Annotated in this window: 16 protein-coding genes; 5 read left to right on the plus strand and 11 right to left on the minus strand. The window is 72.7% G+C overall.

The features are described 5' to 3' along the window. Positions 1-142: 142 nt before the first annotated feature. On the plus strand, positions 143-1,702 hold the full coding sequence (locus tag ACZ6Y1_RS23595) for a hypothetical protein (protein WP_469633060.1): 1,560 nt from the start codon (positions 143-145) through the stop codon (positions 1,700-1,702). Positions 1,703-1,716: 14 nt separating this feature from the next. Here ACZ6Y1_RS23595 and ACZ6Y1_RS23600 read toward each other — a convergent pair whose 3' ends face one another. The 6 genes from ACZ6Y1_RS23600 to ACZ6Y1_RS23625 all read right to left on the minus strand — a co-directional run bounded on the left by ACZ6Y1_RS23600 (position 1,717) and on the right by ACZ6Y1_RS23625 (position 14,764). After that, the gene (locus ACZ6Y1_RS23600; protein ID WP_469633063.1) at positions 1,717-3,501 is read right to left on the minus strand and encodes a GMC oxidoreductase; all 1,785 of its coding nucleotides are present in this window, start codon (positions 3,499-3,501) and stop codon (positions 1,717-1,719) included. 26 nt (positions 3,502-3,527) lie between these two features. After that, positions 3,528-5,159 carry a succinic semialdehyde dehydrogenase gene (locus tag ACZ6Y1_RS23605; protein WP_469633066.1) on the minus strand — a complete coding sequence of 544 codons (1,632 nt, stop codon included), beginning with the start codon at positions 5,157-5,159 and terminating at the stop codon, positions 3,528-3,530. 112 nt (positions 5,160-5,271) lie between these two features. Then, positions 5,272-6,918 carry a serine/threonine-protein kinase gene (locus ACZ6Y1_RS23610; RefSeq protein ID WP_469633069.1) on the minus strand — a complete coding sequence of 549 codons (1,647 nt, stop codon included), beginning with the start codon at positions 6,916-6,918 and terminating at the stop codon, positions 5,272-5,274. A 128-nt stretch (positions 6,919-7,046) separates the two neighbouring features. Beyond that, positions 7,047-10,382, minus strand: coding sequence for a protein kinase (locus tag ACZ6Y1_RS23615; RefSeq protein WP_469633071.1), 3,336 nt, complete (start codon positions 10,380-10,382; stop codon positions 7,047-7,049). Positions 10,383-10,460: 78 nt separating this feature from the next. Then, on the minus strand, positions 10,461-12,908 hold the full coding sequence (locus ACZ6Y1_RS23620; RefSeq protein ID WP_469633074.1) for a serine/threonine-protein kinase: 2,448 nt from the start codon (positions 12,906-12,908) through the stop codon (positions 10,461-10,463). 149 nt (positions 12,909-13,057) lie between these two features. After that, positions 13,058-14,764 (minus strand): glycerol-3-phosphate dehydrogenase/oxidase, encoded by a 1,707-nt coding sequence (locus ACZ6Y1_RS23625; RefSeq protein WP_469633077.1) that lies wholly within the window; start codon positions 14,762-14,764, stop codon positions 13,058-13,060. Positions 14,765-15,039: 275 nt separating this feature from the next. Here ACZ6Y1_RS23625 and ACZ6Y1_RS23630 point away from each other — a divergent pair, with 275 nt between their 5' ends. Then, the gene (locus tag ACZ6Y1_RS23630) at positions 15,040-16,269 is read left to right on the plus strand and encodes a nucleotide sugar dehydrogenase (RefSeq protein ID WP_469633079.1); all 1,230 of its coding nucleotides are present in this window, start codon (positions 15,040-15,042) and stop codon (positions 16,267-16,269) included. Positions 16,270-16,392: 123 nt separating this feature from the next. Then, on the plus strand, positions 16,393-16,866 hold the full coding sequence (locus ACZ6Y1_RS23635; RefSeq protein WP_469633081.1) for a hypothetical protein: 474 nt from the start codon (positions 16,393-16,395) through the stop codon (positions 16,864-16,866). Between the two features lie 77 nt (positions 16,867-16,943). Here the strand turns inward: ACZ6Y1_RS23635 and ACZ6Y1_RS23640 are convergent, their stop codons facing one another. The 4 genes from ACZ6Y1_RS23640 to ACZ6Y1_RS23655 all read right to left on the minus strand — a co-directional run bounded on the left by ACZ6Y1_RS23640 (position 16,944) and on the right by ACZ6Y1_RS23655 (position 21,349). Next, positions 16,944-18,068: a GuaB3 family IMP dehydrogenase-related protein gene (locus ACZ6Y1_RS23640; protein ID WP_469633083.1), complete on the minus strand. Its 1,125-nt coding sequence runs from the start codon at positions 18,066-18,068 to the stop codon at positions 16,944-16,946. Positions 18,069-18,211: 143 nt separating this feature from the next. Next, positions 18,212-19,711, minus strand: coding sequence for an IMP dehydrogenase (gene guaB / locus ACZ6Y1_RS23645; protein WP_469633085.1), 1,500 nt, complete (start codon positions 19,709-19,711; stop codon positions 18,212-18,214). A 123-nt stretch (positions 19,712-19,834) separates the two neighbouring features. Then, complete coding sequence (locus ACZ6Y1_RS23650; RefSeq protein ID WP_469633088.1) at positions 19,835-20,464, minus strand: sigma-70 family RNA polymerase sigma factor; 630 nt, start codon at positions 20,462-20,464, stop codon at positions 19,835-19,837. A 273-nt stretch (positions 20,465-20,737) separates the two neighbouring features. Continuing rightward, positions 20,738-21,349, minus strand: a complete 612-nt coding sequence (locus ACZ6Y1_RS23655) for a response regulator transcription factor (protein ID WP_003948568.1) — start codon at positions 21,347-21,349, stop codon at positions 20,738-20,740. A 389-nt stretch (positions 21,350-21,738) separates the two neighbouring features. On the opposite strand from ACZ6Y1_RS23655, the gene ACZ6Y1_RS23660 reads away from it, so the two are divergent. Then, positions 21,739-22,065, plus strand: a complete 327-nt coding sequence (locus ACZ6Y1_RS23660) for a WhiB family transcriptional regulator (RefSeq protein ID WP_376661599.1) — start codon at positions 21,739-21,741, stop codon at positions 22,063-22,065. Positions 22,066-22,193: 128 nt separating this feature from the next. On the opposite strand, the gene ACZ6Y1_RS23665 is transcribed toward ACZ6Y1_RS23660, so the two are convergent. Continuing rightward, positions 22,194-23,093: a LysR family transcriptional regulator gene (locus tag ACZ6Y1_RS23665; protein ID WP_469633092.1), complete on the minus strand. Its 900-nt coding sequence runs from the start codon at positions 23,091-23,093 to the stop codon at positions 22,194-22,196. Positions 23,094-23,182: 89 nt separating this feature from the next. Here ACZ6Y1_RS23665 and ACZ6Y1_RS23670 point away from each other — a divergent pair, with 89 nt between their 5' ends. Further along, a complete protein-coding gene (locus ACZ6Y1_RS23670; protein ID WP_469633144.1) occupies positions 23,183-23,869 on the plus strand; it encodes an MOSC domain-containing protein in 687 nt (228 codons plus the stop codon). Positions 23,870-23,876 lie beyond the last annotated feature (7 nt).

Genomic DNA, 23,876 nt, shown 5'->3' on the forward strand with positions numbered 1-23,876 from the left:
CCACCTGTCACTCATGTACCGCGGTGGTTACCGCGCTCGGAGGGGGAGCGCGGTACCCGCCCGGCCATCCGCTTGTCACCTGTGTCGGCCGTCACACGGCGGCGGGTGCAACTGTGCGGGGAGCCGGGCGGTCTGGCCCGCCATGAAGAAGAAGTTGACCTTGCTGGCCGCGGCCGGCCTGATCCCGCTCGGTCTGGCCGCTCCGGCCGGCGCGGCGGACCCCGTGTACCCCCTCGGGAGCAACCCCGCGTCCGTGTCCCTGTACCCGGTGACGGACTCGGGGTACCAGCATCCGAGCCTGCTCACCGTGGGCTACTTCAGCAGCACCTACTGGCAGGGCAAGCCCGTCACCTACACGATCGACACGAGCAAGGTCGCCGGCTTCGCCGAGGTGGAAGGGCAGAAGTGCACCACCACGGCGACCACCATGACCTGTGTCGCTCCGGCGCCCAGCCTCGAACTGAGCATCAAGCCCCGCAAGGGCAGCAAGGTGGGCGACCTGGGCGAGCTGGCGGTCACCGCGAAGACGGAGGGCGCCACCTTCACCCCGTACGACGTCCCCGTCCAGGTCGGCGGGCCCAAGTTCGGCGTGGACCCCAGGATCTCGCTGCCCGTCAAGGCGATCGGTGACCAGACCCCGGTCCCGCTCTCGTTCAAGAACACCGGCATGGTCGCGACCGAGGGCGCGGTCGTCCGGATGTACACCTCTCGGGGCACCGACCTCCTGGAGAAGTACGACAACTGCACCTACGGGCCGGCCGACACCGAGAAGCTCGGCAAGGGCGTCACCCTCACCACCTGCACCTTCGAGGGCTCCTTCGAAGGCGGCAAGGCCTACGAGCCGGTCGAGCCCCTCACCGTGAAGGCCAACGCGCGGGCCATGAACGAGCGCCTGGACGTGCACGTCCACCGGGCGAACGAAGCGCCGAAGACGCCCGAGGGGCACACCCGGCCGAACACCGGCAAGAAGCTGACCCTCAAGCCGCGCACCGCGCCCGGGGGCTCCTTCGAGCACGACGCCTTCGACGCCCAGTGGTCGGTCGCGAACACGGCCGACTTCGCCGCCATCGGCGCCACCGCCACGGCGAAGGCCGGTGAGACGGTCAAGCTCGACCTCGGCTTCCACAACCGCGGCCCGGCGGCGGTCACCAAGGACCTCCGCGACGACGCCGCCGTGACCGACGTGAGGATGCCGCCCGGCACGACCGTCACCAAGGCCCCCGCCGGCTGCACGCCGAAGCCCCGTAAGAGCGAGGAGTTCTTCTGCCGCGGCGGGCTCTCGGTGCTGGAGGACGAGAAGGTCCTGGGCGCCTTCGAGCTCAGGATCGACGAGGTCGTCCCGGACGCCAAGGGCTCCGTCAGGGTCGGTTCGTCCAGCGGCGAGGCCAGGCCCGAGAGGTGGGACCCGGACCACTCGAACAACACGGCCGCCATCGTCCTGAACGCCGGGAGCACCAGCCCGTCCCCGACGCCCACCGCGACGGCGTCGGCCACGCCGACCGGCACGGCGGGCCCGAGCGGCACGGCCAGCCCGACGGCCACCGCCTCCGCCACCGCCTCCGCCTCGGCCACCGCCGCCTCCGGCGGTCTGGCCTCCACCGGAAGCTCCGCGCTGGCGACCGCCGCCGGCGCGGCCGCCGTCCTCGCCGCGGGCACCGTGCTGTTCGTCGTGTTCCGCCGCCGTCGCGGCGACCACGCGTAACGGCACCGGCCGGCTCAGAGGTCCCGCTTCGGCGGGACCTCCGGGACCGCCAGGAACGGCAGCCGCAGCGCGCCGAAGGCCTCCTTCGGAACCGTCGGGCGCACCGGCTCGACCGCGGCGAGGCGTACGTAGGCCGCGCCCTGCTCGGGGCGCTGGTCCGGCTCGCCGTTGTTCGGCCAGTACGACATCGCCCGTTCCGCCTGCGCGGTGATCGTGAGCGACGGGTTGACCCCGAGGTTCGCGGAGACGGCCGCGCCGTCCACCACGGAGATGCCCGGATGTCCGTAGAGCCGGTGGTACGGGTCCACCACGCCCTCCTCGGCGGAGGCTCCGATCGGGCAGCCGCCGAGGAAGTGCGCGGTCAGCGGGGTCCCCATCAGCTCACCGATGTTGCTGCCGGGGAAGCCGTTGATCTCCTCGGCGAGCAGGGTCGCGGCCTGCGTGGCCTCCGCGATCTGCACCGGGTTGGGGGCGCCGTGGCCCTGGCGTGCGGTGAGCAGTCCCTTCCCGATGCCGCGGGGCTTGCGGTAGGTGGTCAGGGAGTTGTCCAGCGACTGCATGACCAGTCCGATGATGGTCCGCTCCGACCAGCGCCGGTTGGACAGGGAACGCGCCAGCTGCACGGGGTGGCGGGCGGTGCGGGCGAACCAGGCGCGGACCCGGTGCGGGCTGTAGGGGACCTGGAGGACGGTCAGGAAGCCCATCGCGTTGGAGCCCTTGCCGTAGCGGACGGGCTCGATGTGCGTATCGGCGTTGGGGTGCACGGACGAGGTGATCGCCACGCCGCGGGTGAAGTCGGCCCGGCGTTCCTTCCCGTGGCGCCTGCGGTAGCGGCGGTCGTCGGTCTGCGCGCCGACCAGGCCCTCGGAGTTGGTGCGGGTCAGGTCGCCGAGCCGGTCCGAGACGTGCGGCAGTTCGCCGCGGTCCTTCATCGTGTGCAGCAGGGTCTGGGTGCCGTAGGTACCGGCCGCGACGACCACGTACCGGGCGCGCAGCACGCTCGCCCGCCCCTTGCGCCGGCCGTCGGTGGGGACGGTGCGGACGCGGTAGCCGCCGTCCGGGTGGTCGGAGAGCGCGGTGACCGTCGTCATGGGGTGGATGACGGCGCCGGCGCGTTCGGCGAGGTGCAGGTAGTTCTCGTTCAGGGTGTTCTTCGCGCCGTGCCGGCAGCCGGTCATGCACTCGCCGCATTCGGTGCAGGCCTTGCGGGAGGGGCCCGCGCCGCCGAAGTAGGGGTCGGCGACCTCGTCCCCGGGGCGGACCTTCGGCTGTCCTCCGGCGTCTTTGCCGTCCCCGAAGAAGACGCCGACGGGCGCCATGTGGAAGGAGTCCGCGACGCCCATCTTCTCGGCGGCCGCCTTGAGGTGGACGTCGGAGGGGGTCATCGTCGGGTTCAGCCGGACCCCGAGCATCCGCCTGGCCTGGTCGTAGTACGGGGCGAGTTCCTCGCGCCAGTCGGTGATGGACGCCCACTGGCGGTCCTCGAAGAAGGCCGCGGGCGGCACGTAGAGGGTGTTGGCGTAGTTGAGCGAGCCGCCTCCCACGCCGGCGCCCGCGAGGACCATCACGTTGCCGAGCAGGTGGATGCGCTGGATCCCGTACAGCCCGAGGGCCGGGGCCCACAGGTAGTTGCGCAGGTCCCAGCTGTTCCTGGGCAGGCTCTCGCGGGTGAAGCGGCGTCCTGCCTCCAGGACGCCGACGCGGTAGCCCTTCTCGGTGAGGCGCAGTGCCGAGACCGACCCCCCGAAGCCCGATCCGATGACGATGACGTCGTAGTCGTACGACTCAGATTCAGACACGGTGCTGCTCCTTGGCCGAGTCGGGTTCAGCGGAATCGGAGGGCCTTCATGGCCTTGAGGCTGCGGGTCATGAACGCCGCGTACTTCTCGTCGTCCATGCCCAGGGAGGGCGCCATCGGGAGCAGTCGCTGGTGGGCGACGGTCTGGGCCTCGGTGTACTTGAGGATGCCCTCGGAGCCGTGGCGGCGGCCGAGGCCGGAGTCCTTCATGCCGCCCATGGGCGCCTGGGCGCTGCCGTAGGCGGGGGCGTAGCCCTCGTTGATGTTGACGGTGCCGGTGCGCAGGCGGGCGGCGACGGCGTGGCCGCGGCGGGCGTCCTTGGTCCAGACGCTGGAGTTGAGGCCGTACGCGGTGGCGTTGGCCTCGGCGACGGCCTGGTCCTCGTCGGTGAACCGGTAGATGGAGACGACGGGGCCGAAGGTCTCCTCGCCGCAGACCGCCATGGGCGCCTCGACGCCGTCGAGGATGGTGGGCTCGTAGAAGAGCGGGCCGATGTCGGGGCGGGCGGTGCCTCCGGCGACGAGCGTGGCGCCCTTGGCGACGGCCTCGTCGACGTGCCGCGTCACGGTCTCCAGCTGGCGCTCGCCGACCAGGGAGCCCATGTCGGCGCCGTACGCGAGGGAGGCGCCGAGCCGCATGGCCTTGGTGCGGGCGGCGAACCGCTCGACGAAGGCGTCGGCGATGGAGGCGTGGACGTAGAGCCGCTCGATGGAGATGCAGAGCTGGCCGGCGGAGGAGAAGCAGGCGCGGACGGCGCCGGCGGCGGCCTTCTCTATGTCGGCGTCGTGCAGGACCAGCATGGCGTTCTTGCCGCCCAGTTCGAGGGAGACCCCGACGAGGCGGTCGGCGGCGCCCCGGGCGACCTCGCGGCCGGTACGGGTGGAGCCGGTGAAGGAGACGTAGTCCGCGTGCCGGACCACCTCGGGGCCGACCACGGGGCCCTCGCCCAGCACGATCTGGAAGACCTCGGCGGGCAGCCCGGCCTCGATCAGCAGGTCACGGGCCCACAGGGCGGTCAGCGCGGTCTCGGTGTCGGGCTTCATGACCAGCGCGTTTCCCGCGACGAAGGCGGGCAGGGCGTCGCCGACCGACAGCTCCAGGGGGTAGTTCCATGGGGCGATCTGGCCGACGACCCCGCGCGGCTGGCGCAGCTCGGTGACCTTGGTCAGGGTGGGCATGGCACCCGTGTGGCTCTTGGGGCGCAGGTAGGAGGGGGCCTTGCGGCCGTAGTGGCGGGCCGCGACGGCGACCGCCTGGACCTCCTCGTGGGCGTGGAGGCGGGCCTTGCCGGTCTCCAGCTGGATGAGGTCGAGGACCTCGGCCTGGCGGGCCAGCACCAGGTCGTGGAAGCGCAGGAGGACCGCGGCCCGCTTGCGCGCGGGGACGGCCGCCCAGGCCGGCTGGGCGGCGCGGGCCCGCTCGAAGGCCTCGGCCACGTCCTCGGGGGTGGCCTCGGGCAGCTCCGCGAGCCGGTCCCCGGTGAAGGGGGTGTGGTTGGCGGTGCGGCCGGAACCGATCACTCCGCGGGTCAGCCGGGCTACCAGGTCGGCGGTGACCACGTCGGCGGCGGTCCGGGCACCGGCCGGGGCCGGGGCCACCGGGTTGGTGGGCTGCGGTGCGGTGCGGAGGGGGGCGGCGGGGGCCTGCGAATCCGTCATGGCGGTGAGCGTATTGCGCCCGTGGGCCTTTGGGTACCCGTGGGTAACCGGATTTTGCCATTTCCGCCAGTGATTGCTGGCGGGATGACCCGATCGAGGCGTTCCGCCGCCGCTACTGCGCCTTCTCCGGCGGCTTCCAGCCGCTGAGCACCGTGTCGAACTGCTGCTGCGTGGTCTTCCAGTCCGCGGCCGGACCCGACATGTAGATCGCGTACTCGGTCTCGTTCGGGGCGATGTACATCTGCTCCCGGGCGCGGCGCGGCCCGGCCTGCGTCCCCTTCTCCGTCCACGTGAAGTCCCAGATCGCGGCCCGGGTGGTGTCGCGGAAGGTGTTCTGGTTGAGCTTCACCCGCTTGTAGTCCGTCCGCTTCTGCACCTGCTTCTCCAGGTCGAGCAGGTGCGCGTACGGAGTGTCGTAGTCCGGGGTGGGGTCGATGGCGATCCGGATGAAGTGCTTGCCGTTGTCGGGCGTGTAGTCGATCTGGTTCCCGTCCATCTGGCGCGTCCAGCCGTTCGGGACGAAGAGCCGGAAGCCCTCCGGGTCGACGACCTCGGTCCAGCCGGCGGGCACGCCCGCCGTGTCCCCGTCCGCCTCGTCCCCGTTCTTCCCGTCACCGGACTTCGCGTCGAGGGAGCTCGTGTTCCGGTCGGAGCCGCCGTCACCGTCGTCCGAGGTCAACTTGAGCACACCGAACACCCCGCCACCGCCGAGCAGCGCCGCCACCAGGGCGATCACCGCGGCCCGCCTGAGCCGACCGCCCGCCGGCGCGCCGGAAGAAGGCACGGGTGCGGAAACCGGCTGCTCCGGCAGCGCGGCCGTCCGGGCCGGTTCCACCGGCGTGGGCGGCTCCTCCGTCCGCTCCTGCGCCGGGGCGAGCTCCTCCGAGGTCACCGCGCGGGTCGGCACGTACGCCTGCGCCGCCTTCGGTTCGCGGCCCTCCATCGCCTCCAGCAGCATCCGCTCGGCCTCCTCGGCCGACGGCCGGTCCGCCGGGTCCTTGCGCAGCAGGGCGGTGATGACGGGTGCCAGGGCGCCGGACTGGCGCAGCGCCGGCGGCTCGTCGTTGACCACGGCCTGGAGGCTGGAGATGGGCGACGTACGGCGGAACGGCGAGCGGGCCTCGACCGCCGTGTAGAGGGTGGCGCCCAGCGACCACAGGTCGGAGGCCGTACCGGGGGTCCCGCCGGTGACCCGCTCTGGAGCCAGGTAGTCGATGGAGCCGACGATCTCGCCGGTGCGCGTGATGGAGGAGTCGCCCTCGATCGCCGCGATCCCGAAGTCCGTGAGCAGCACCCGGCCGTCCTTGGCCAGCAGCACGTTGCCCGGCTTCACGTCCCGGTGCAGTACGCCGACCGCGTGCGCGGCGCGCAGCGCGCCCAGCACGTGCAGGCCGATCCTGGCCGCCTCACGGGGCTCGATCCGCCCCGCCGCCTTGGCCGCGTCCGCGAGGGAGGGGCCGTCGATGTACTCCATGACGATCCAGGGCCGGTCGTCGTGTTCCAGTACGTCGTGCACGGTCACGACCGCCGGGTGCTGGATCCGGGCCGCGGCCCGGGCCTCCTTCTGCGTACGGGCGTGCATGACGTCCCGGTCGGCCTGGGCGACGTACAGACCCGCCGTCAGTTCCTTGACGGCGACGGTCCGGTGCAGCAGCTCGTCATGCGCGCGCCACACCTTGCCCATGCCGCCGCGGCCGATGGGCTCGACGAGCCGGTACCGGCCCGCGAGCACGGTGCCCCCACCTGTCTGCTGTTCCACGAAATCCCGCCGCTCTCCACACTTCAGGCCGCCAGATTACGGAGCCCACGGGTGCTGCCGGAACCGCACGGGGCCGTAAAGGCAGCACTGTGACGCAATCGCCGTACTGATCAGTCGTCAGTACGTTCTCAGCCACCGGACTTGTAACTCGCCGTGGCCTTCTCGAAGACCTCGGTGACCTTGCCCTGCTCGTCCTCCGGCCCCGTGACCATGACGACGTGGTAGCTGCCGGCCAGCGCGACGACGAAGTTGCGGGCGAAGACGTTCCGGCCGGTTCCGTCGATCCAGGTGTACCGGCCGGTGGCGCGGAGCTGCTGGCCGACCTTCGTGGTCTTCACGTCGCCGACGGAGGACCAGGTGGAGGTGCGGTACGGGGTGAGCTCCTGCTCCTTGTCCTTCTGGTACGCCGCCGGGTCGGGATTGCCCTCGACCTTGTCCCGGCCGGGGACGACGGTCAGCACGAACTGCCCGCTGACGTACCGCACCTGACCGGCCTCGTTGACGCTGCGGCGCTCCCAGCCCTCGGGCACGGCGATCTCGAAGTGCTCGGGGTCCTGCTGGATGGTGTAGCCGGGCGGGGCCGACGCCTCCGGGGCGGGTGCGGTCGCGGTCGACTGGGGCGCCGGCTTGGACTCGGGGGTCCCGGTGGGCACCTGCGAGGGGCGCTGGCTCTGCTTCGGGGGTGTCGGCGCGGCGTCCTGCCTTCCCTCGCCGTCCGCCGCCCGGGGCATGAACAGCATCGCGTACGCCACGCCTCCGGCGAGCAGCACGAGGATCGCGAGGAGCAGGGTCCGGCCGAGCGAGCGGGGCTTGCGGGTCCGCGGGGCGGCCGGGTTGCGGTGCCGGCCGTGCAGTTCACCGCGCCGGCGTACGACGGGCAGGCGCGCGGGATCCGGCTCCGCCATCGGGAGCATGGCGAGGCCGGCCCCCGACTCGGGCTCCGGGGCCGACCGTACGAGTGAACGCAGCCAGCCCCGCAGCTCCTCGAAGTCGGGCCGCTCGGTGGGGTCCTGACGCAGCAGCGACTCCACGACGGGCCGCAGCGCGCCGCACTCCTCGGCGAAGGCGGGCGGCTCGGAGCAGACCAGCTCGACGAGCTCGGCCGCGCTGTCCTCCGGGTAGGGGGCGTGCCCCTGCACGGCGCGGAACAGCAGCGCGCCGAGCGCCCAGAGGTCGGTGGCGGGGCCGACGGGGGCGGCCAGCTGCCACGGCCCGGAGACGCTGCGGGCCTGCTCGGGAGCCCAGCGCTCGGTGACGGCCCCGACGACGGCCATCCGCGTCTGCCGGGCCCGTTCGGCGTCCAGCCGACTCGCCTGCGGCGCCGCGTATCCGCCCCGGATCGCGGGGGCCTGCGCGGCGCCGGGACCGGGCTGCTGCGCGGGCGCCCAGTAGCCGGCGGGCTGCGCCGGCCCGTGGTCGCCCTGCCGGGCGGGCCCGGATCCCTGCGGCCCGGCCGGCCGGCCTCCGGCGGGCTGCACGGGCACCCGGCCGGAGCCGGGCCGGGGGTGACCGTGGCCAGGGTCACCCGGCCCGCCGTACGGCGCGATGCCGCCCTCGGGAGCGGAGGTCTCCGCCTGCCGGTACCCCTGCGGCAGAGCAAGCTGCGCGGGCAACCCGGCCCGCCCCGCGCCCCCCTGCGACTGCCGCCCGGACTCCCCGGGGCCGGGCTCCGGCCGCGCCCCGGGCTGCACGGGACCCCCCTGCGCCTCCGGCAGCGGCCCGAACAGCGCGGGATCACCCTGCGGCCAGGCCCGCCCCTGCGACAGCGGCCCCGGCTGGACGGGATCGGGCTCCGGCCGCGCCCCGGGCTGCGCGGGACCGCTCTGCTGCCAAGCCTGCCCCTGCGGCAGCGGCCCCGGCTGTCCGGCGTCGGCCTGCCGCCAGGCCTCCTCCTGCGACCGTAACCCGGACTGCGCGGGATCACCCTGCTGCCAAGCCTGCCCCTGCGGCTGCCGCCCCGGCTGCGCGAGATCGGGCTCCGGCCGCGCCCCGGGCTGCGCGGGACCGCTCTGCTGCCAAGCCTGCCCCTGCGGCAGCGGCCCCGGCTGCGCGGGATCACCCTGCTGCAGCAGCCCCGGCTGGGTGGGATCGCTCTGCGGGGATGGCGGCTGGCCGGCCTTCGTCTCGAAGTCGGCGGGCTGTGTGGGCGGCTGCGGCCGGGTCGCGTCGGCGCCCGGCGTCGTCCCAGCCGGGGGGAGGGCCTGGCGGCGGGGGCTCGCGCCGTGCCAGGAGGTGGTGGCACCGGCCTGCGGGCCGCCGTACGGGTACGAGTACCCCTCCGGGAGGTTCGACCCCTCGGGCCTCTGCTGCGCCTCCGGCGCGGGGGTACCCGCCGCTGCCGCCTCCGCCTCTGCCTCCGCCTTGCGCTGCTCGATGACGCGCGCGGCGGCCGCCCGCGAGCCGGCCCGGTACGCGGCGATGGCCCCGGCCCGCGCCGCGGCCTGCAGGTCCGGCCGCTCCTCGGTGCGCCCCGGGGTGATGTGGTCGGTGTACCGCGGCCCGGTGTCGTACCCGGGCGCCACCAACGGCGCGTACCGCACCTCCGCGGACGCGTACGGCCCGGACCCGTTCCCAGTCCCGGACTCACCGCCGACGACACCGGGCCCGAGGCCCATGTCACCGCCATCCACCGCCCCGCCGGAGGCAACCGGCCCAAGCCCTGGGACACCGGCACCGACACCGCCACCGCCGCCGGAGGCCCCGCCCCACAGATCACCGCCGGAGGCAACCGGCCCAAGCCCCGGGACACCGGCACCGACACCGCCGCCGGAGGCCCCGCCCCACGGCTCACCGCCGGAAGCAACCGGTCCGGGGCCCGATGCCCCGCCGCCGCTCTCGCCGCCGCCAGAGGCGCTCCCGTCCCACCCCGAACCGCCGGAGCCACCCGCACTCCCGCCCGGCACCGGGTCGTACCCGCACAGCGCGTCCTCCGCCGCCCCCGCGGCCAGCCCCGTCAGGACGACGCGGCCGTCCTCGCACACCAGTACCGTCCGCACCGTGATGTTCCGGTGCGTCCACCCGTGCGCGTGCAGCACCCGCAGCGCGGTCAGTACGTCCGACGCCACCTCCGCCGCCCGGTACGGGCTCAGCGGTTCGTCCGCGATCAGCGAGGCCAGCGGCCGGGCCGGGACCAGTTCGCTGACGATCCACAGCGAACCGTCCTCCGCGAACACGTCGAAGACCTGGTCCAGCCGGGGGTGGTCCGGGATCGCGGCCGCCGCCTGCGCCGCCTCGATCGCGCGCCGCACGGCCGGCAGTTCACCCGCCGGGAGGGTCTGCGGCCGCGGCCCGTCCATCAGCTCGGCGTCCACGACCTCCGGCAACGGCACCTGCCGTACGAGGACTTCCTGCCCGCTGCGCGTGTCGAAGGCGCGGGTCTCGACGAGCTCGTAGTCGGCGCAGTCGTCCGGCGGCAGCGGCAGGCGGTACCGGTGGGCCAGGATCCGGCCCGCGTACTCCTCCACATCGCCTCCCCCGAGTGCGCCGGGTCCCCCGTGGCCCCGCTGACACGATACGTCGCCGGGGCCGCCCGCGTCCCGGGGTCAGCCGAGCGGCTGGAAGGTCTCGAACGCCACGTTGCGCATCTGCGTGCACTCCGCGCCGTCCCACTGGTCGGACGCGCAGCTGATCATGATGGCGTAGCCGTGCGTGGCGTCCATCTTGAAGCCGCGGTTGAGCACGCGGACCTTGATGCCGTCCTGCACCCGCTCGAACTCCCAGTCCGCGACGGTCGGGTAGTTCCGGTAGTTCACCGGGTTGATCCCGATCAGGCGGTAGCCCGAGCTGCTGCCCGCCACGGCCCGCTCCAGCTCCATCCAGGCCTTGCGCGCGTCGCTGCCGGGGCTGTCGTTGTAGTCGACCTGGATCCGCGGGAAGCCGCCGTCACGGCTGTATATGCCGCCCGAGTTCTTGCCGGCTATGCCCGTCTGGTGGAAGCCCTGCGGCATGGCCATGGAGAAGTGGAATCCCGGGTCCGTCACCGTGGCGAACCCCGACGGGAGCCCCGCGCCCCCGCCGCCGCCCGGCGCAGCGCCCTGTCCCTGGCTCGTACTGGTGGTGCCCGTGTCGCCGCCGCCCGCGTTCGCGGAGGAGGACGGCGTGCCCTGGGGCGTGTTGGGCGTGGCGTTCTGCGGGGTGTTCTTCCCGCTCCCGCCCTGGCCCTGACCCGGCGTCGGGTTCCCGGAGGCGGCCGGGGTGGGCTTGCCGCCGTTCTTGCCCTGCTGCTTGCCGCCCTCGTCGTCACCGCCGACCACGTAGGCGATCAGCGAACCGACCGCCGCGAGCACCACCAGTACGGCGGCCACCGCCATCGCGATCGTGCGGCGCGGCAGGACGTCGGTGACCGGGGCGGCGACCGGCGCGGGCTTGCCGGAGCCCGGCGCCTCGGCCGCCGAGGCGGTCGGCACGGCGGCGGCGGCCGAGGCGGCCGCCGCAGCGGCCGCGGCTTCCTTGCGGGCCGACTTCAGTGCGGCGCGGGCGCGTTCGCGCTGCTCGCGCTCCCGCCGCTCCCGCTCCTTCTTCGCCGCCTTCTCGGCCGCCTTCTCCGCCTTCTCGGCGGCGGCCTTGTCCGCGGCCTCCTTGGCGTCGGCCAGCGATATCTGCCGGGTCTCCTCCGCGTTCGGGGCGACGACCGGCAGCGCGACGGGCTCGGGCGCGTTCACCACCGCGGTGAGCATGGCCCGCGCGCCCTCCTCGTCGAGACGCCGCGCGGGGTCCTTGACGAGCAGTCCGTAGATGACGTCGGCCAGCGGGCCCGCGTTCTTGGGCGGCTCGACCGGCTCGGTCATCACGGCGGTGAGGGTGGCGAGCGCGGAGCCCTTGTCGTACGGGGGCACGCCCTCGACGGAGGCGTACAGCAGGCCGCCGAGCGACCACATGTCGGCGGGCGGGCCGGGCTTCTGGCCGCGGGCACGCTCGGGGGAGATGTAGGAGGGGGCACCGACGAGCATGCCGGTGGAGGTGACGGAGGGGTCGCCCTCGACCTGCGCGATGCCGAAGTCGGTCAGGACGACGCGGCCGTTGGCGGCGATGAGCACGTTGGACGGCTTGACGTCCCGGTGCAGGATGCCCTGGCCGTGGGCGGCGCGCAGTACGTCGAGCACCGCGAGGCCGACCTCGGCGGCGCGGCGCGGGGTCAGCGTGCCGTTCTCCCGTACGAACTCGGCGAGCGAGGGCCCCTCGATGAGTTCCATGACGATCCACGGCCGGCCGTCCTCGTCGACGACGTCGTAGACGGTGACGGCACCGCCGCTCCGGATCCGGGCGATGGCCTTGGCCTCGCGCAGGGTACGGGTGATGAGGCGGCGCTTCTCGTCCTCGTCGACGCCGGTGCTGAAGCGGAGTTCCTTGACGGCGACGGTACGGCCCAGAGTCTCGTCCTGGGCCCGCCACACGGTGCCCATGCCGCCCTTGCCGAGCACGGCTCCGAGCCGGTAGCGACCGGCCAGCAGCCGCCCTTCGTCCTCGCCCTCCGCGGCGGCCTTGGCGGCCGCGGCCTTGACGGCCGCCGCCATGGCATCGGCCTTCTCGACGACGGGATTGACCGTTGCGGCACCTGCGGCCGCGGCCCTGGCCGTCTTCGGCTTGCCGTCCGCGGCGGGCTTCCCGCCCTCGGGCTCCGCCACGGGGGCAGCCTTGCTCAAGCTCGTCTTGGCAGCCACAGCCGGCTTCGCGTCCTCGGCGGCCTTCGCACCGTCAGCAGCCGCAGCCGCAACCGGCTTCGCGTCCTCGGGCTCCGCAGCCGCAACCGGCTTCGCGTCCTCGGGCTCCGCAGCCGCAGCCGCAACCGGCTTCGCGTCCTCGGGCTCCGCCGCAGGCGCGACGGCGTGCGAGCCCGAACCGTCCGGCTCCGCCTCAGGCGAACCCGCCGACCCGGGCGTGTTCTTCGCCAACCCCAGCTTCGCGGGCGCGGCTCCAGCCGACGCGGCCGGAGCCGCAGCCCCCTCATCGTCGGGCTTCGCCGCAGGCGTCCCGTGCTCCGGCTTCGACATGCGTCCCCTCTGCGTTCCTGCAGCCTGCCCCGGCTGCCCCGGCAGCCGCCTGGGCCCGCTGTAACCCACCCCGGCGGAAACCTCATTGTTCCTCACTCCGCAACTGACGGGCGCCCCGGGTCCGCGGTTCCCCCTTCCGCATCGCGGAGTTACAACGGAACGATGTCGGGCGCCCCGAGTCTCGCCGCGTCCGCCGTCTGGTCGTCCGGCTGGAGCTGGGACTCCCGCTCCGCCTCCACCCGCTTCTGGTAGTGCTCCACTTCCTTCTCGATCTGCTGCTTGTCCCAGCCCAGCACCGGCGCCATCAACTCCGCGCACTCCCGCGCCGATCCCGTGCCCCGGTCGAAGGTCTCGATCGAGATCCGGGTCCGCCGCGTCAGTACGTCGTCCAGGTGCCGCGCCCCCTCGTGCGAGGCGGCGTAGACGATCTCCGCCCGCAGGTAGTCGTCCGCGCCGGTGACCGGCTGCGCCAGTCCGGGGTCGGCGGCGATCAGGTCGAGCAGTTCCTCCGTCAGCGATCCGTACCGGTTCAACAGGTGCTCGACCCGCACCACATGGAGCCCGGCCCGCCCCGCGATCCGCGCCCGCGCGTTCCACAGGGCGTGGTATCCCTCGGCCCCCACCAGCGGCACGTCCTCCGTCACGCATTCCGCGACCCGCTGGTCGAGCCCGTGCACCGCCTCGTCGACGGCGTCCTTCGCCATGACCCGGTACGTCGTGTACTTGCCGCCCGCGACCACGACCAGCCCCGGCACCGGGTGGGCCACCGTGTGCTCGCGCGAGAGCTTGCTCGTCGCGTCCGACTCCCCCGCCAGCAGCGGCCGCAGGCCCGCGTACACGCCCTGGACGTCGTCCCGCGTGAGCGGCACCGCCAGCACCGAGTTGACGTGTTCCAGCAGGTAGTCGATGTCCGCGCTCGACGCCGCCGGGTGTGCCTTGTCCAGGTCCCAGTCGGTGTCGGTGGTCCCGATGATCCAGTGCCGGCCCCACGGGATGACGAACAGGACCGACTTCTCGGTGCGCAGGATCAGACCGGTGCTGGAGTGGATGCGGTCCTTGGGCACCACCAGATGGATGCCCTTGGACGCCCGTACGTGGAACTGCCCGCGCTCCCCGATCAGCGCCTGGGTGTCGTCCGTCCACACCCCCGTCGCGTTGACCACCTGCTTCGCGCGGATCTCGTACTCACCCCCGCCCTCGACGTCGCGCACCGTCGCCCCGACCACCCGTTCGCCCTCGCGCAGGAAGCCGACCACCCTCGCCCGGTTGGCGCAGTGCGCCCCGTATGCCGTGGCCGTGCGGACCAGCGTGGCGACGTACCGCGCGTCGTCCATCTGGGCGTCGTAGTACTGCAGGGCTCCCACCAGGGCGTCCTTGCGCAGCGCCGGTGCCACCCGCAGGGCCCGCTTGCGCGAGAGGTGCCGGTGCACGGGCAGGCCTCGCCCGTGGCCGCTGGAGACGGACATGGCGTCGTAGAGCGCGACGCCCGAGCCCGCGTAGAAGCGTTCCCAGCCCTTGTGCTGCAGCGGGTACAGGAACGGCACCGGCTTCACCAGGTGCGGGGCGAGGCGCCCCAGGAGCAGGCCGCGCTCCTTCAGGGCCTCCCGCACGAGGGCGAAGTCGAGCATCTCCAGGTATCTGAGGCCGCCGTGGATCAGCTTGCTGGACCGGCTGGAGGTCCCGGAGGCCCAGTCGCGCGCCTCCACCAGGCCGGTCGACAGGCCCCGGGTCACGGCGTCGAGCGCGGTGCCGGCGCCGACCACGCCGGCGCCCACCACCAGGACGTCCAGTTCCCGTTCGGCCATCCGGGCGAGGGCCTCGGCGCGCTGCGCCGGCCCCAGTGTCGCTGTCCTCACGGCTGCCTCCCGTTGGTGCGGGTGTTCCCGCGTCGTGCGGACGTGCCCGCGTGGTGCGGGTGGTCCCGTTCACATCCCCGTTTTCACGATTCTGACCGGCCGCACCCACATCAGCCACCGGCTGTGGACAACACAACGGTGACCTTCACCCTGGAATGCGACATATCTGTCATATATACGCCTAGTCTGACATTGCGCCAGCTCCCTGCGTGGCCTTCCCGTCCACAGGGCTTGCGCGCGCATCCCCCTCGTGTCAGGGAAGGGACGGCACCCCCATGCCCGCAGACCTCGCCGTCATCGGACTCGGCCACCTCGGCCTCCCCCTCGCCCAGGCGGCCGTGGCCGCCGGAATCGAAACGGTCGGCTACGACAGCGGTCCGGTCACGGACTCCACCCTCACAGCCGCCGAGATCCGCCGCATGTCGGCGGCGGGGTTCCGGGTCACCACCAACCCCGCCGAGCTCGGCCGGGTCCGCACCGCCGTCATCTGCGCCCCCACCCACCTCGGCGCCGACCGCGCCCTCGACCTCTCGGCCGTCGGCGAGGCGGGCCGCGCGCTCGCCGCCCGCCTGCGCCCGCACACCACGGTCATCCTCGAATCCGCCGTCCACCCGGGCGTCACCGAGGAATACCTCCGGCCCGTCCTCGAAGAGGGCTCCGGACTCCGGGCCGGCCGGGACTTCCACCTCGCCTACTCCCCCAGCCGGCTCGACCCCGGCAACCGCACCCACGGCATCTCCAACACGCCGAAGGTGATCGGCGGCCTCACCCCCGCCTGCACCGAGTCCGCACACGCCTTCTACGCCCGCCTCGCCGAGAAGGTGGTCCGCGCCCGCGGCCTGCGCGAGGCGGAGACCGTACAACTGCTCGAAACGAACTACCGGCACGTCAACATCGCCCTCATGAACGAGATGGCGGTGCTCTGCCACGACCTCGGCGTCGACCTGTGGGACGTCATCCGCTGCGCCGAGACCAAGCCGTACGGGTTCCAGGCCTTCCGCCCCGGCCCCGGCGTCGGCGGCCACGGCGTCCCCCTCGACCCCAACTACCTCCCCCACACCACCCGCACCCCGGGCCACCCGCTGCGCATGGTCGGCCTCGCGCAGGAGATCAACAACCGGATGCCGCAGTACGTCATCCAGCGCTCCGCCACCCTGCTGAACGAGCACGGCAAGTCCGCGCGCGGCGCCCGCGTGCTGCTCCTGGGGGTCACTTACAAACCCGACCTGGCCGACCAGGAGGGCTCCCCGGCCCGCGAGATCGCCAGCCGCCTCCTCGACCTGGGCGCGCTGGTCAGCTACCACGACCCGTACATCACGGGCTGGCGGGTGCGCGACCAGCCGGTGCCGCGTGCCGAATCGTTGTACGAGGCCGCCGCCAACGCCGACCTGACGATCCTGCTCCAGCACCACCGCACCTACGACCTGCAAGGCCTCGCGGTGAAGGCACAGTTGCTGCTGGACACCCGCGGCGCCAGTCCGGCGGGCGCCGCGCACCGGCTGTGAGGGCCCGGAAAATCCCCCTCACGGATGTCGTGAGCGACTGCTAGCCTGCGGCGTCACTTCTTTATCTCGCACATACGTCCCCCAGGACACGTGTGCCCGCGATTCCCTGGGGGGGATCTCCGCATGAGCCAGAACTTCCAGCCGCCCGCGCCCGACTCCTACACCGAGGCTCCCGCCGCCCCGGCCCCGGCCCGCACCGGCAACATCGGCCTCGGCATCGCCGCCGCGGTCGTCGCGGCCCTGATCGCTGCCGGCATCTACGGCGCGATCATCGGCGGCACCAAGCACGAGATCGGCTACGCCGCCGTCGGCGTGGGCGCCGTGATCGGCCTCGCCGCCGGCAAGCTCGGTGGCAGCAACCCGGTCCTGCCGGTGGTCAGCGCGGTCCTCGCCATCGGCGCGGTCATCGCGGGCCAGCTGCTCGGTACCGCCATCATCGGCGCCGACGTGCTGAACTCCGGCGTGATGGAGCTCCTCACGGACCACTTCGACCTGATCCAGGAGTCCTGGAAGGAGGACCTCGACCCGATGTCCTTCCTGTTCTTCGGTCTCGGTGCGGTCCTGGCCTTCCAGACCGCCCGCAAGACGGCCGCCTGATCCGGCCCGGCCCCGGAACGCCGTCAGGCCCGGCCCCGCGGATGCGGGACCGGGCCTGACGTGTGTCCGGATGCGGATCAGCGGCTGTGCTGCGAGTCCGCGACCGTGACCTCGACCCGCTGGAACTCCTTGAGCTCGCTGTAGCCGGTGGTGGCCATCGAGCGGCGCAGCGCGCCGAAGATGTTCATCGAGCCGTCCGGGGTGTGCGACGGGCCGGTGAGGATCTCCTCGGTGGTGCCGACCGTGCCGAGGTCGACCTTCTTGCCGCGCGGCACGTCCTCGTGGACGGCCTCCATGCCCCAGTGGTTGCCCTTGCCGGGCGCGTCGGTGGCGCGGGCCAGCGGGGAGCCCATCATCACGGCGTCGGCGCCGCAGGCGACGGCCTTCGGGATGTCGCCGGACCAGCCCACGCCGCCGTCGGCGATGACGTGCACGTAGCGGCCGCCGGACTCGTCCATGTAGTCGCGGCGGGCCGCGGCCACGTCCGCGACGGCGGTCGCCATCGGGACCTGGATGCCGAGCACGTTGCGCGTGGTGTGCGCGGCGCCGCCGCCGAAGCCGACCAGCACGCCCGCGGCGCCGGTGCGCATCAGGTGCAGGGCCGCCGTGTAGGTGGCGCAGCCGCCCACGATGACCGGGACGTCGAGCTCGTAGATGAACTGCTTCAGGTTCAGCGGCTCGGCGGCTCCGGAGACGTGCTCGGCGGAGACGGTGGTGCCGCGGATGACGAAGATGTCCACGCCCGCGTCGACGACGGCCTTGGAGAACTCGGCGGTGCGCTGCGGCGAGAGCGCCGCGGCGGTGACGACGCCCGAGTCACGGACCTCCTTGATCCGCGCGCGGATCAGGTCGGCCTGGATCGGGGCGGCGTAGATCTCCTGGAGGCGGCGGTTGGCCGTCGCCTCGTCCAGCTCCGCGATCTCGTCGAGCAGCGGCTGCGGGTCCTCGTACCGGGTCCACAGGCCTTCGAGGTTCAGCACACCGAGGCCGCCGAGCTCGCCGATGCGGATCGCGGTCTGCGGGGAGACGACCGAGTCCATGGGGGCGGCCAGGAACGGGAGCTCGAAGCGGTACGCGTCGATCTGCCAGGCGATCGAGACCTCCTTCGGGTCCCGGGTACGCCGGCTCGGGACGATGGCGATGTCGTCGAACGCGTACGCCCTGCGGCCGCGCTTGCCGCGCCCGATCTCGATCTCAGTCACGTGTGGTGGCCTTTCCTCTGGGTCTGCCCGTCCAGTATCCCCGAACCCCGGCGCAGCGCGTCCCGGTGCCCGCTGGACGGACGCAACCGCCGCACACCGGAGGGGCGGGCCCGGACGGGCCCGCCCCTCCGGCGGTGTTCCGATCAGCCCTTGCGGCTGTAGTTGGGGGCCTCGACCGTCATCTGGATGTCGTGCGGGTGGCTCTCCTTGAGGCCCGCCGAGGTGATCCGGACGAACCGGCCCCGCTCCTGCAGCTCGGGGACCGTGCGGCCGCCGACGTAGAACATCGACTGGCGCAGGCCGCCGACGAGCTGGTGGACCACCGCGGACAGCGGGCCGCGGTAGGGGACCTGGCCCTCGATGCCCTCGGGGATCAGCTTGTCGTCGCCGCCGACGCCCTCCTGGAAGTAGCGGTCCTTGGAGAAGGACTTGCGGTCGCCGCGGGACTGCATCGCGCCCAGCGAGCCCATGCCGCGGTACGACTTGAACTGCTTGCCGTTGATGAACAGCAGCTCGCCCGGGGACTCCTCGCAGCCCGCGAGCAGCGAGCCGAGCATCACCGTGTCGGCGCCCGCGACCAGGGCCTTCGCGATGTCACCGGAGTACTGCAGGCCGCCGTCGCCGATGACCGGGACGCCCGCCTCCTTGGCGGCCAGCGAGGCCTCGTAGATCGCGGTGACCTGCGGGACGCCGATGCCGGCGACGACGCGGGTGGTGCAGATCGAGCCGGGGCCGACGCCGACCTTGATGCCGTCGCAGCCGGCGTCGATGAGCGCCTGCGCACCGTCGCGGGTGGCGACGTTGCCGCCGATGACGTCGACGGAGGAGTTCGACTTGATCTTCGCGACCATGTCGCCGACCAGCCGGGAGTGGCCGTGGGCGGTGTCGACGACGATGAAGTCGGCGCCCGCCTCGATCAGGGCCTGCGCGCGCTCGTAGGCGTCGCCGGCGACGCCGACGGCGGCGCCGACGAGCAGCCGGCCGTCCTTGTCCTTGGCGGCGTTCGGGTACTTCTCGGCCTTGACGAAGTCCTTGACCGTGATGAGGCCCTTGAGGATGCCCGCGTCGTCGACCAGCGGCAGCTTCTCGATCTTGTGGCGGCGCAGCAGCTCCATGGCGTCGACGCCGGAGATGCCGACCTTGCCCGTGACCAGCGGCATCGGGGTCATGACCTCGCGCACCTGGCGGCTGCGGTCCGACTCGAAGGCCATGTCGCGGTTGGTGACGATGCCCAGCAGCTTGCCCGCGGGGTCGGTCACCGGGACACCGGAGATGCGGAACTTCGCGCAGAGCTCGTCCGCCTCGCGCAGGGTCGCGTCCGGGTGCACCGTGATGGGGTCGGTGACCATGCCGGACTCGGAGCGCTTGACCAGGTCGACCTGGTTGGCCTGGTCGGCGATGGAGAGGTTGCGGTGCAGGACGCCGACGCCGCCCTGGCGGGCCATCGCGATGGCCATCCGGGACTCGGTGACCTTGTCCATGGCCGCTGACAGCAGCGGAACGTTGACGCGCACGTTGCGCGAGATGAGGGAAGAGGTGTCGATCGCATCGGGCGACATGTCCGACGCGCCCGGCAGCAGCAGCACGTCGTCGTAGGTCAGTCCGAGCGTGGCGAATTTGTCGGGCACTCCGTCGGCGGTCATGACACCTTCCCAAATGGTCTTGCTCAGCGCGGATGTCCATGCTAACGGGATCCCGCCGCGTCTCATTCCACGATGAAGATCGACGGCTATTTTCGTAGCTTGCTACAAGTTTCGCGGCGGGATTTACTGCTCCGCGAGCGCGCGGAGCCGGCTGAGCGCGCGGTGCTGTGCCACGCGCACCGCACCGGGGGACATGCCGAGCATCTGCCCGGTCTCCTCCGCGGTCAGACCGACGGCCACGCGCAGTACGAGCAGCTCGCGCTGGTTCTCCGGCAGGTTGGCCAGCAGTTTCTTGGCCCAGGCGGCGTCGCTGCTGAGCAGCGCCCGCTCCTCCGGCCCCAGCGAGTCGTCGGGGCGCTCCGGCATCTCGTCGGACGGGACGGCCGTGCTGCCGGGGTGGCGCATGGCGGCCCGCTGCAGATCGGCCACCTTGTGCGCGGCGATGGCGAACACGAACGCCTCGAAGGGCCGCCCGGTGTCCCGGTAGCGCGGCAGGGCCATCAGGACGGCGACGCAGACCTCCTGCGCCAGGTCCTCGACGAAGTGGCGGGCGTCGCCCGGGAGCCGGGACAGCCGGGTGCGGCAGTAGCGGATGGCGAGCGGGTGCACGAAGGCGAGCAGGTCGTGCGTGGCCTGCTCGTCGCCGTCGACGGCCCGGCGTACGAGCGCGCTGACGGCCCCGGCGCTGCCGCCCTTGGCGGCGCCGGTGGGGCCTGTGACCGCGGGTGACCCCGGGGTCTCGTCTTCGCGCATCAATCCATGGTGCATCGGCGCCGACGGATCCGTGGCACCGCGGCCCGTTTCATGCGTCGAAGCGTTATGAGCGGGTGCGCCTGAACTCATGCTTGCGCCCTCCCCTCCCGCTCGGCCGAATGGTCCCCGAGGACGGGAACCCCACATTTCCAAGAATGCGGCACACCCTCAAGGATGCGGCATCGCGCACGAAGCGACACGTCCCCCGGATTGTGCCCCGCCAATCCCCGGGTGCGCACCGGGTACGGCGGGGCTCACCATGGCCGGGCGGGGTCAGCGCACGAGACCCCAGCGGAAGCCGAGCGCGACCGCGTGCGCACGGTCCGAGGCGCCGAGCTTCTTGAAGAGCCGGCGGGCGTGCGTCTTGACCGTGTCCTCGGAGAGGAAGAGCTCGCGCCCGATCTCCGCGTTGGAGCGGCCGTGGCTCATGCCCTCCAGTACCTGGATCTCGCGCGCGGTGAGCGTGGGCGCGGCGCCCATCTCGGCCGAGCGGAGCCGGCGCGGGGCCAGTCGCCAGGTGGGGTCGGCGAGCGCCTGGGTGACCGTGGCCCGCAGTTCGGCGCGCGAGGCGTCCTTGTGCAGGTAGCCGCGGGCACCGGCGGCCACCGCGAGGGCCACGCCGTCCAGGTCCTCCGCGACGGTCAGCATGATGATGCGGGCCCCGGGGTCGGCAGAGAGCAGGCGGCGGACCGTCTCCACACCGCCGAGCCCGGGCATCCGTACATCCATCAGAATCAGGTCGGAGCGGTCGGCACCCCAGCGGCGGAGGACTTCCTCGCCGTTGGCTGCCGTCGTCACACGCTCGACGCCGGGCACGGTGGCAACCGCGCGACGGAGCGCCTCTCGGGCAAGCGGGGAGTCGTCGCAGACGAGGACGGAAGTCATGACCGCCCTCCGCAGCTGCTGATGCGCGTCACCTTGAGCCTCCAGGCTGGTACGTATCGTCACCTGTGCGGTCGATGCTCTCGGACACCTGTCCGGGAACTCATTGGTTCAACCGCCTTCGCACTCTCAACGATGGTCACTCGAAAGAGTTACGGGTCGGACGGACACCTTCGGCACTCTACGTGAGGAACCGATCACGACACGGACGCCACACGTCACGCGTCCTCCATCTGGAGCTATGCCCTATTTGGCGGCTTTCCTTCCGTTTGGCACATGTCTGAGGCTAGATTCCCAATGAGTCATATTTACATCTACTCCGACAGTAGGTGTGGAGACCCTTGGAGACATGGACCGTATCCGCCTCAGTACCGGCACCAAGAGGACTACCAATGGCAGATTTCTCCCGCCTCCCCGGACCGAACGCCGACCTCTGGGACTGGCAGCTGCTCGCCGCCTGCCGCGGGGTCGACAGCTCCCTCTTCTTCCACCCGGAAGGTGAGCGGGGCGCGGCGAGGAGCGCGCGCGAGGCCTCGGCTAAAGAGGTCTGCATGAGATGCCCGGTGCGTTCGGAATGCGCCGCGCACGCACTCGCTGTCCGCGAGCCCTACGGGGTGTGGGGCGGCCTCACCGAAGACGAACGCGAGGAACTGATGGGGCGGGCCAGGCACCGCCTGATCCCCGCGTCGAGTGCGATCGCACCGATCACGCCGCACTGACGGCACACGAGACGAAACGCCAGAAGGAACGTTTCGCCGAATCGCCCGAGTCCCTACGATCCACCCGTCCGCCACGCGTTCGGCCGTACGCACGACACCGTGTGCCCACGGCCGGCGCGGGCGTACGGTCAGCGCGCCGCGGCCCGCTCCAGCTCGGCCAGGGTCGCGGCCACCGCCGGCACCCTCGCCAGGTCGGGCAGGGTCAGCGCCACGACCTCCCGCTCCACGGCAGGCTCCACGGCCAGGGTGCTCACCCCCTTGGCCCGTACGGACTCCACCGCGAGCTCCGGCAGCACCGCGACCCCCAGCCCGGCGCCCACCAGGCCGACCACCGCCGGATAGTCGTCGGTGGCGAAGTCGATGCGCGGGGTGAAGCCCGCGTCCTCGCACACCTCGACCAGATGGCGGCGGCAGCGCGGGCAGCCCGCGATCCAGGGCTCGTCGGCCAGCTCCGCCATGCCCACCCGCTCGGCCCCCGCCAGCCGGTGCCCCCCGGGAACCAGCCCCACGAGCCGGTCGGTCAGCAGCGGCCGCACCACCAGGTCCTCCCACTCGGCGGCCGATCGTTCCGGCCCGCCGTACCGGAACGCCAGCGCCAGGTCGCAGTCGCCCTCGCGCAGCATCTCCACCGAGCGCGGGGGCTCGGCCTCGACCAGGGAGATACGGGTGCCCGGGTGCTCGGCGCGCATCGCGGCGAGCGCGGTCGGCACCAGGGTCGAGCTGCCGCTGGGGAAGGAGACGAGGCGGACCCGCCCCGCGCGCAGCCCGGCGATGGCCGCGACCTCCTCCTCGGCCGCCGTCAGCCCGGCCAGGATCCCGGCGGCATGCCGGACCAGGGCCTCACCCGCCTGGGTCAGCCGCATCTCGCGGCCGGTGCGGACGAGCAGCGGGGTGCCGGCCGACTGCTCCAGCGCCTTCATCTGCTGGGACACGGCCGGCTGGGTGCAGCCCAGTTCGCGGGCGGCGGCGGAGAAGGAACCGGTCCCGGCGACAGCGCGCAGGATCCGGAGATGACGTGCCTCGATCACCCTTCGAGCATAAGCCCTACTTTGACCGCAGCGCGAATATCTCAGTGACGCTTTGGGCGGGGCGCCGCTAGGTTGTCCGCATGGGCCCGATGCATCTCGTCTCCGTGAACCTCGGCCGCGCCACGGCCGTCGACTACACCGACGCGGAGAGCGGGGTGACGGGCCACGGCAAGCGCCCGGTCCCCGGCCCGGTCCGCGTCTTCGCCCCCGGCCCGAAGGCCACCGGCCACGGGAGCGGCCTGGAGGGCGACGCCGTCTGCGACCGGCGCCACCACGGCGGCGACCACCAGGCCGTGTACGCGTACGCCCGCGAGGACCTGGACCTGTGGGAGGCCGAACTGGGCCGTGAGCTGCCCGACGGGATCTTCGGCGAGAACTTCACCACCTCCGGCATCGACCTGAACGGCGCGCTGCTCGGCGACCGCTGGCGGGTCGGCCCGGACCTGGTGCTCGAAGTGGCCTCGGCCCGCATCCCGTGCCGGACCTTCCAGGGGGCCCTCGGCGAGCGCGCCTGGGTCAGGCGCTTCACCCAGGGGGCGCGGCCGGGCGCGTACCTGCGGGTGATCGAGGAGGGCCACGTCTCCCCCGGCGACCCGGTCGAGATCATCCACCGCCCCGACCACGACGTGACGGTCTCGCTCTGGTTCCGCGCCTTCACCACCGAGCGGAAGCTGATGCCGCGCACCCTGGCGGCTGGCGACGCGATGGAGCCCGGGGCCCACCAGGAGGTACGCGAGTACATCGAGAAGTACGGCCCGTCGATCGGGGCGCGGTAGCACCGTC

It is taken from the genome of Streptomyces sp. NPDC053432, from assembly GCF_055585365.1.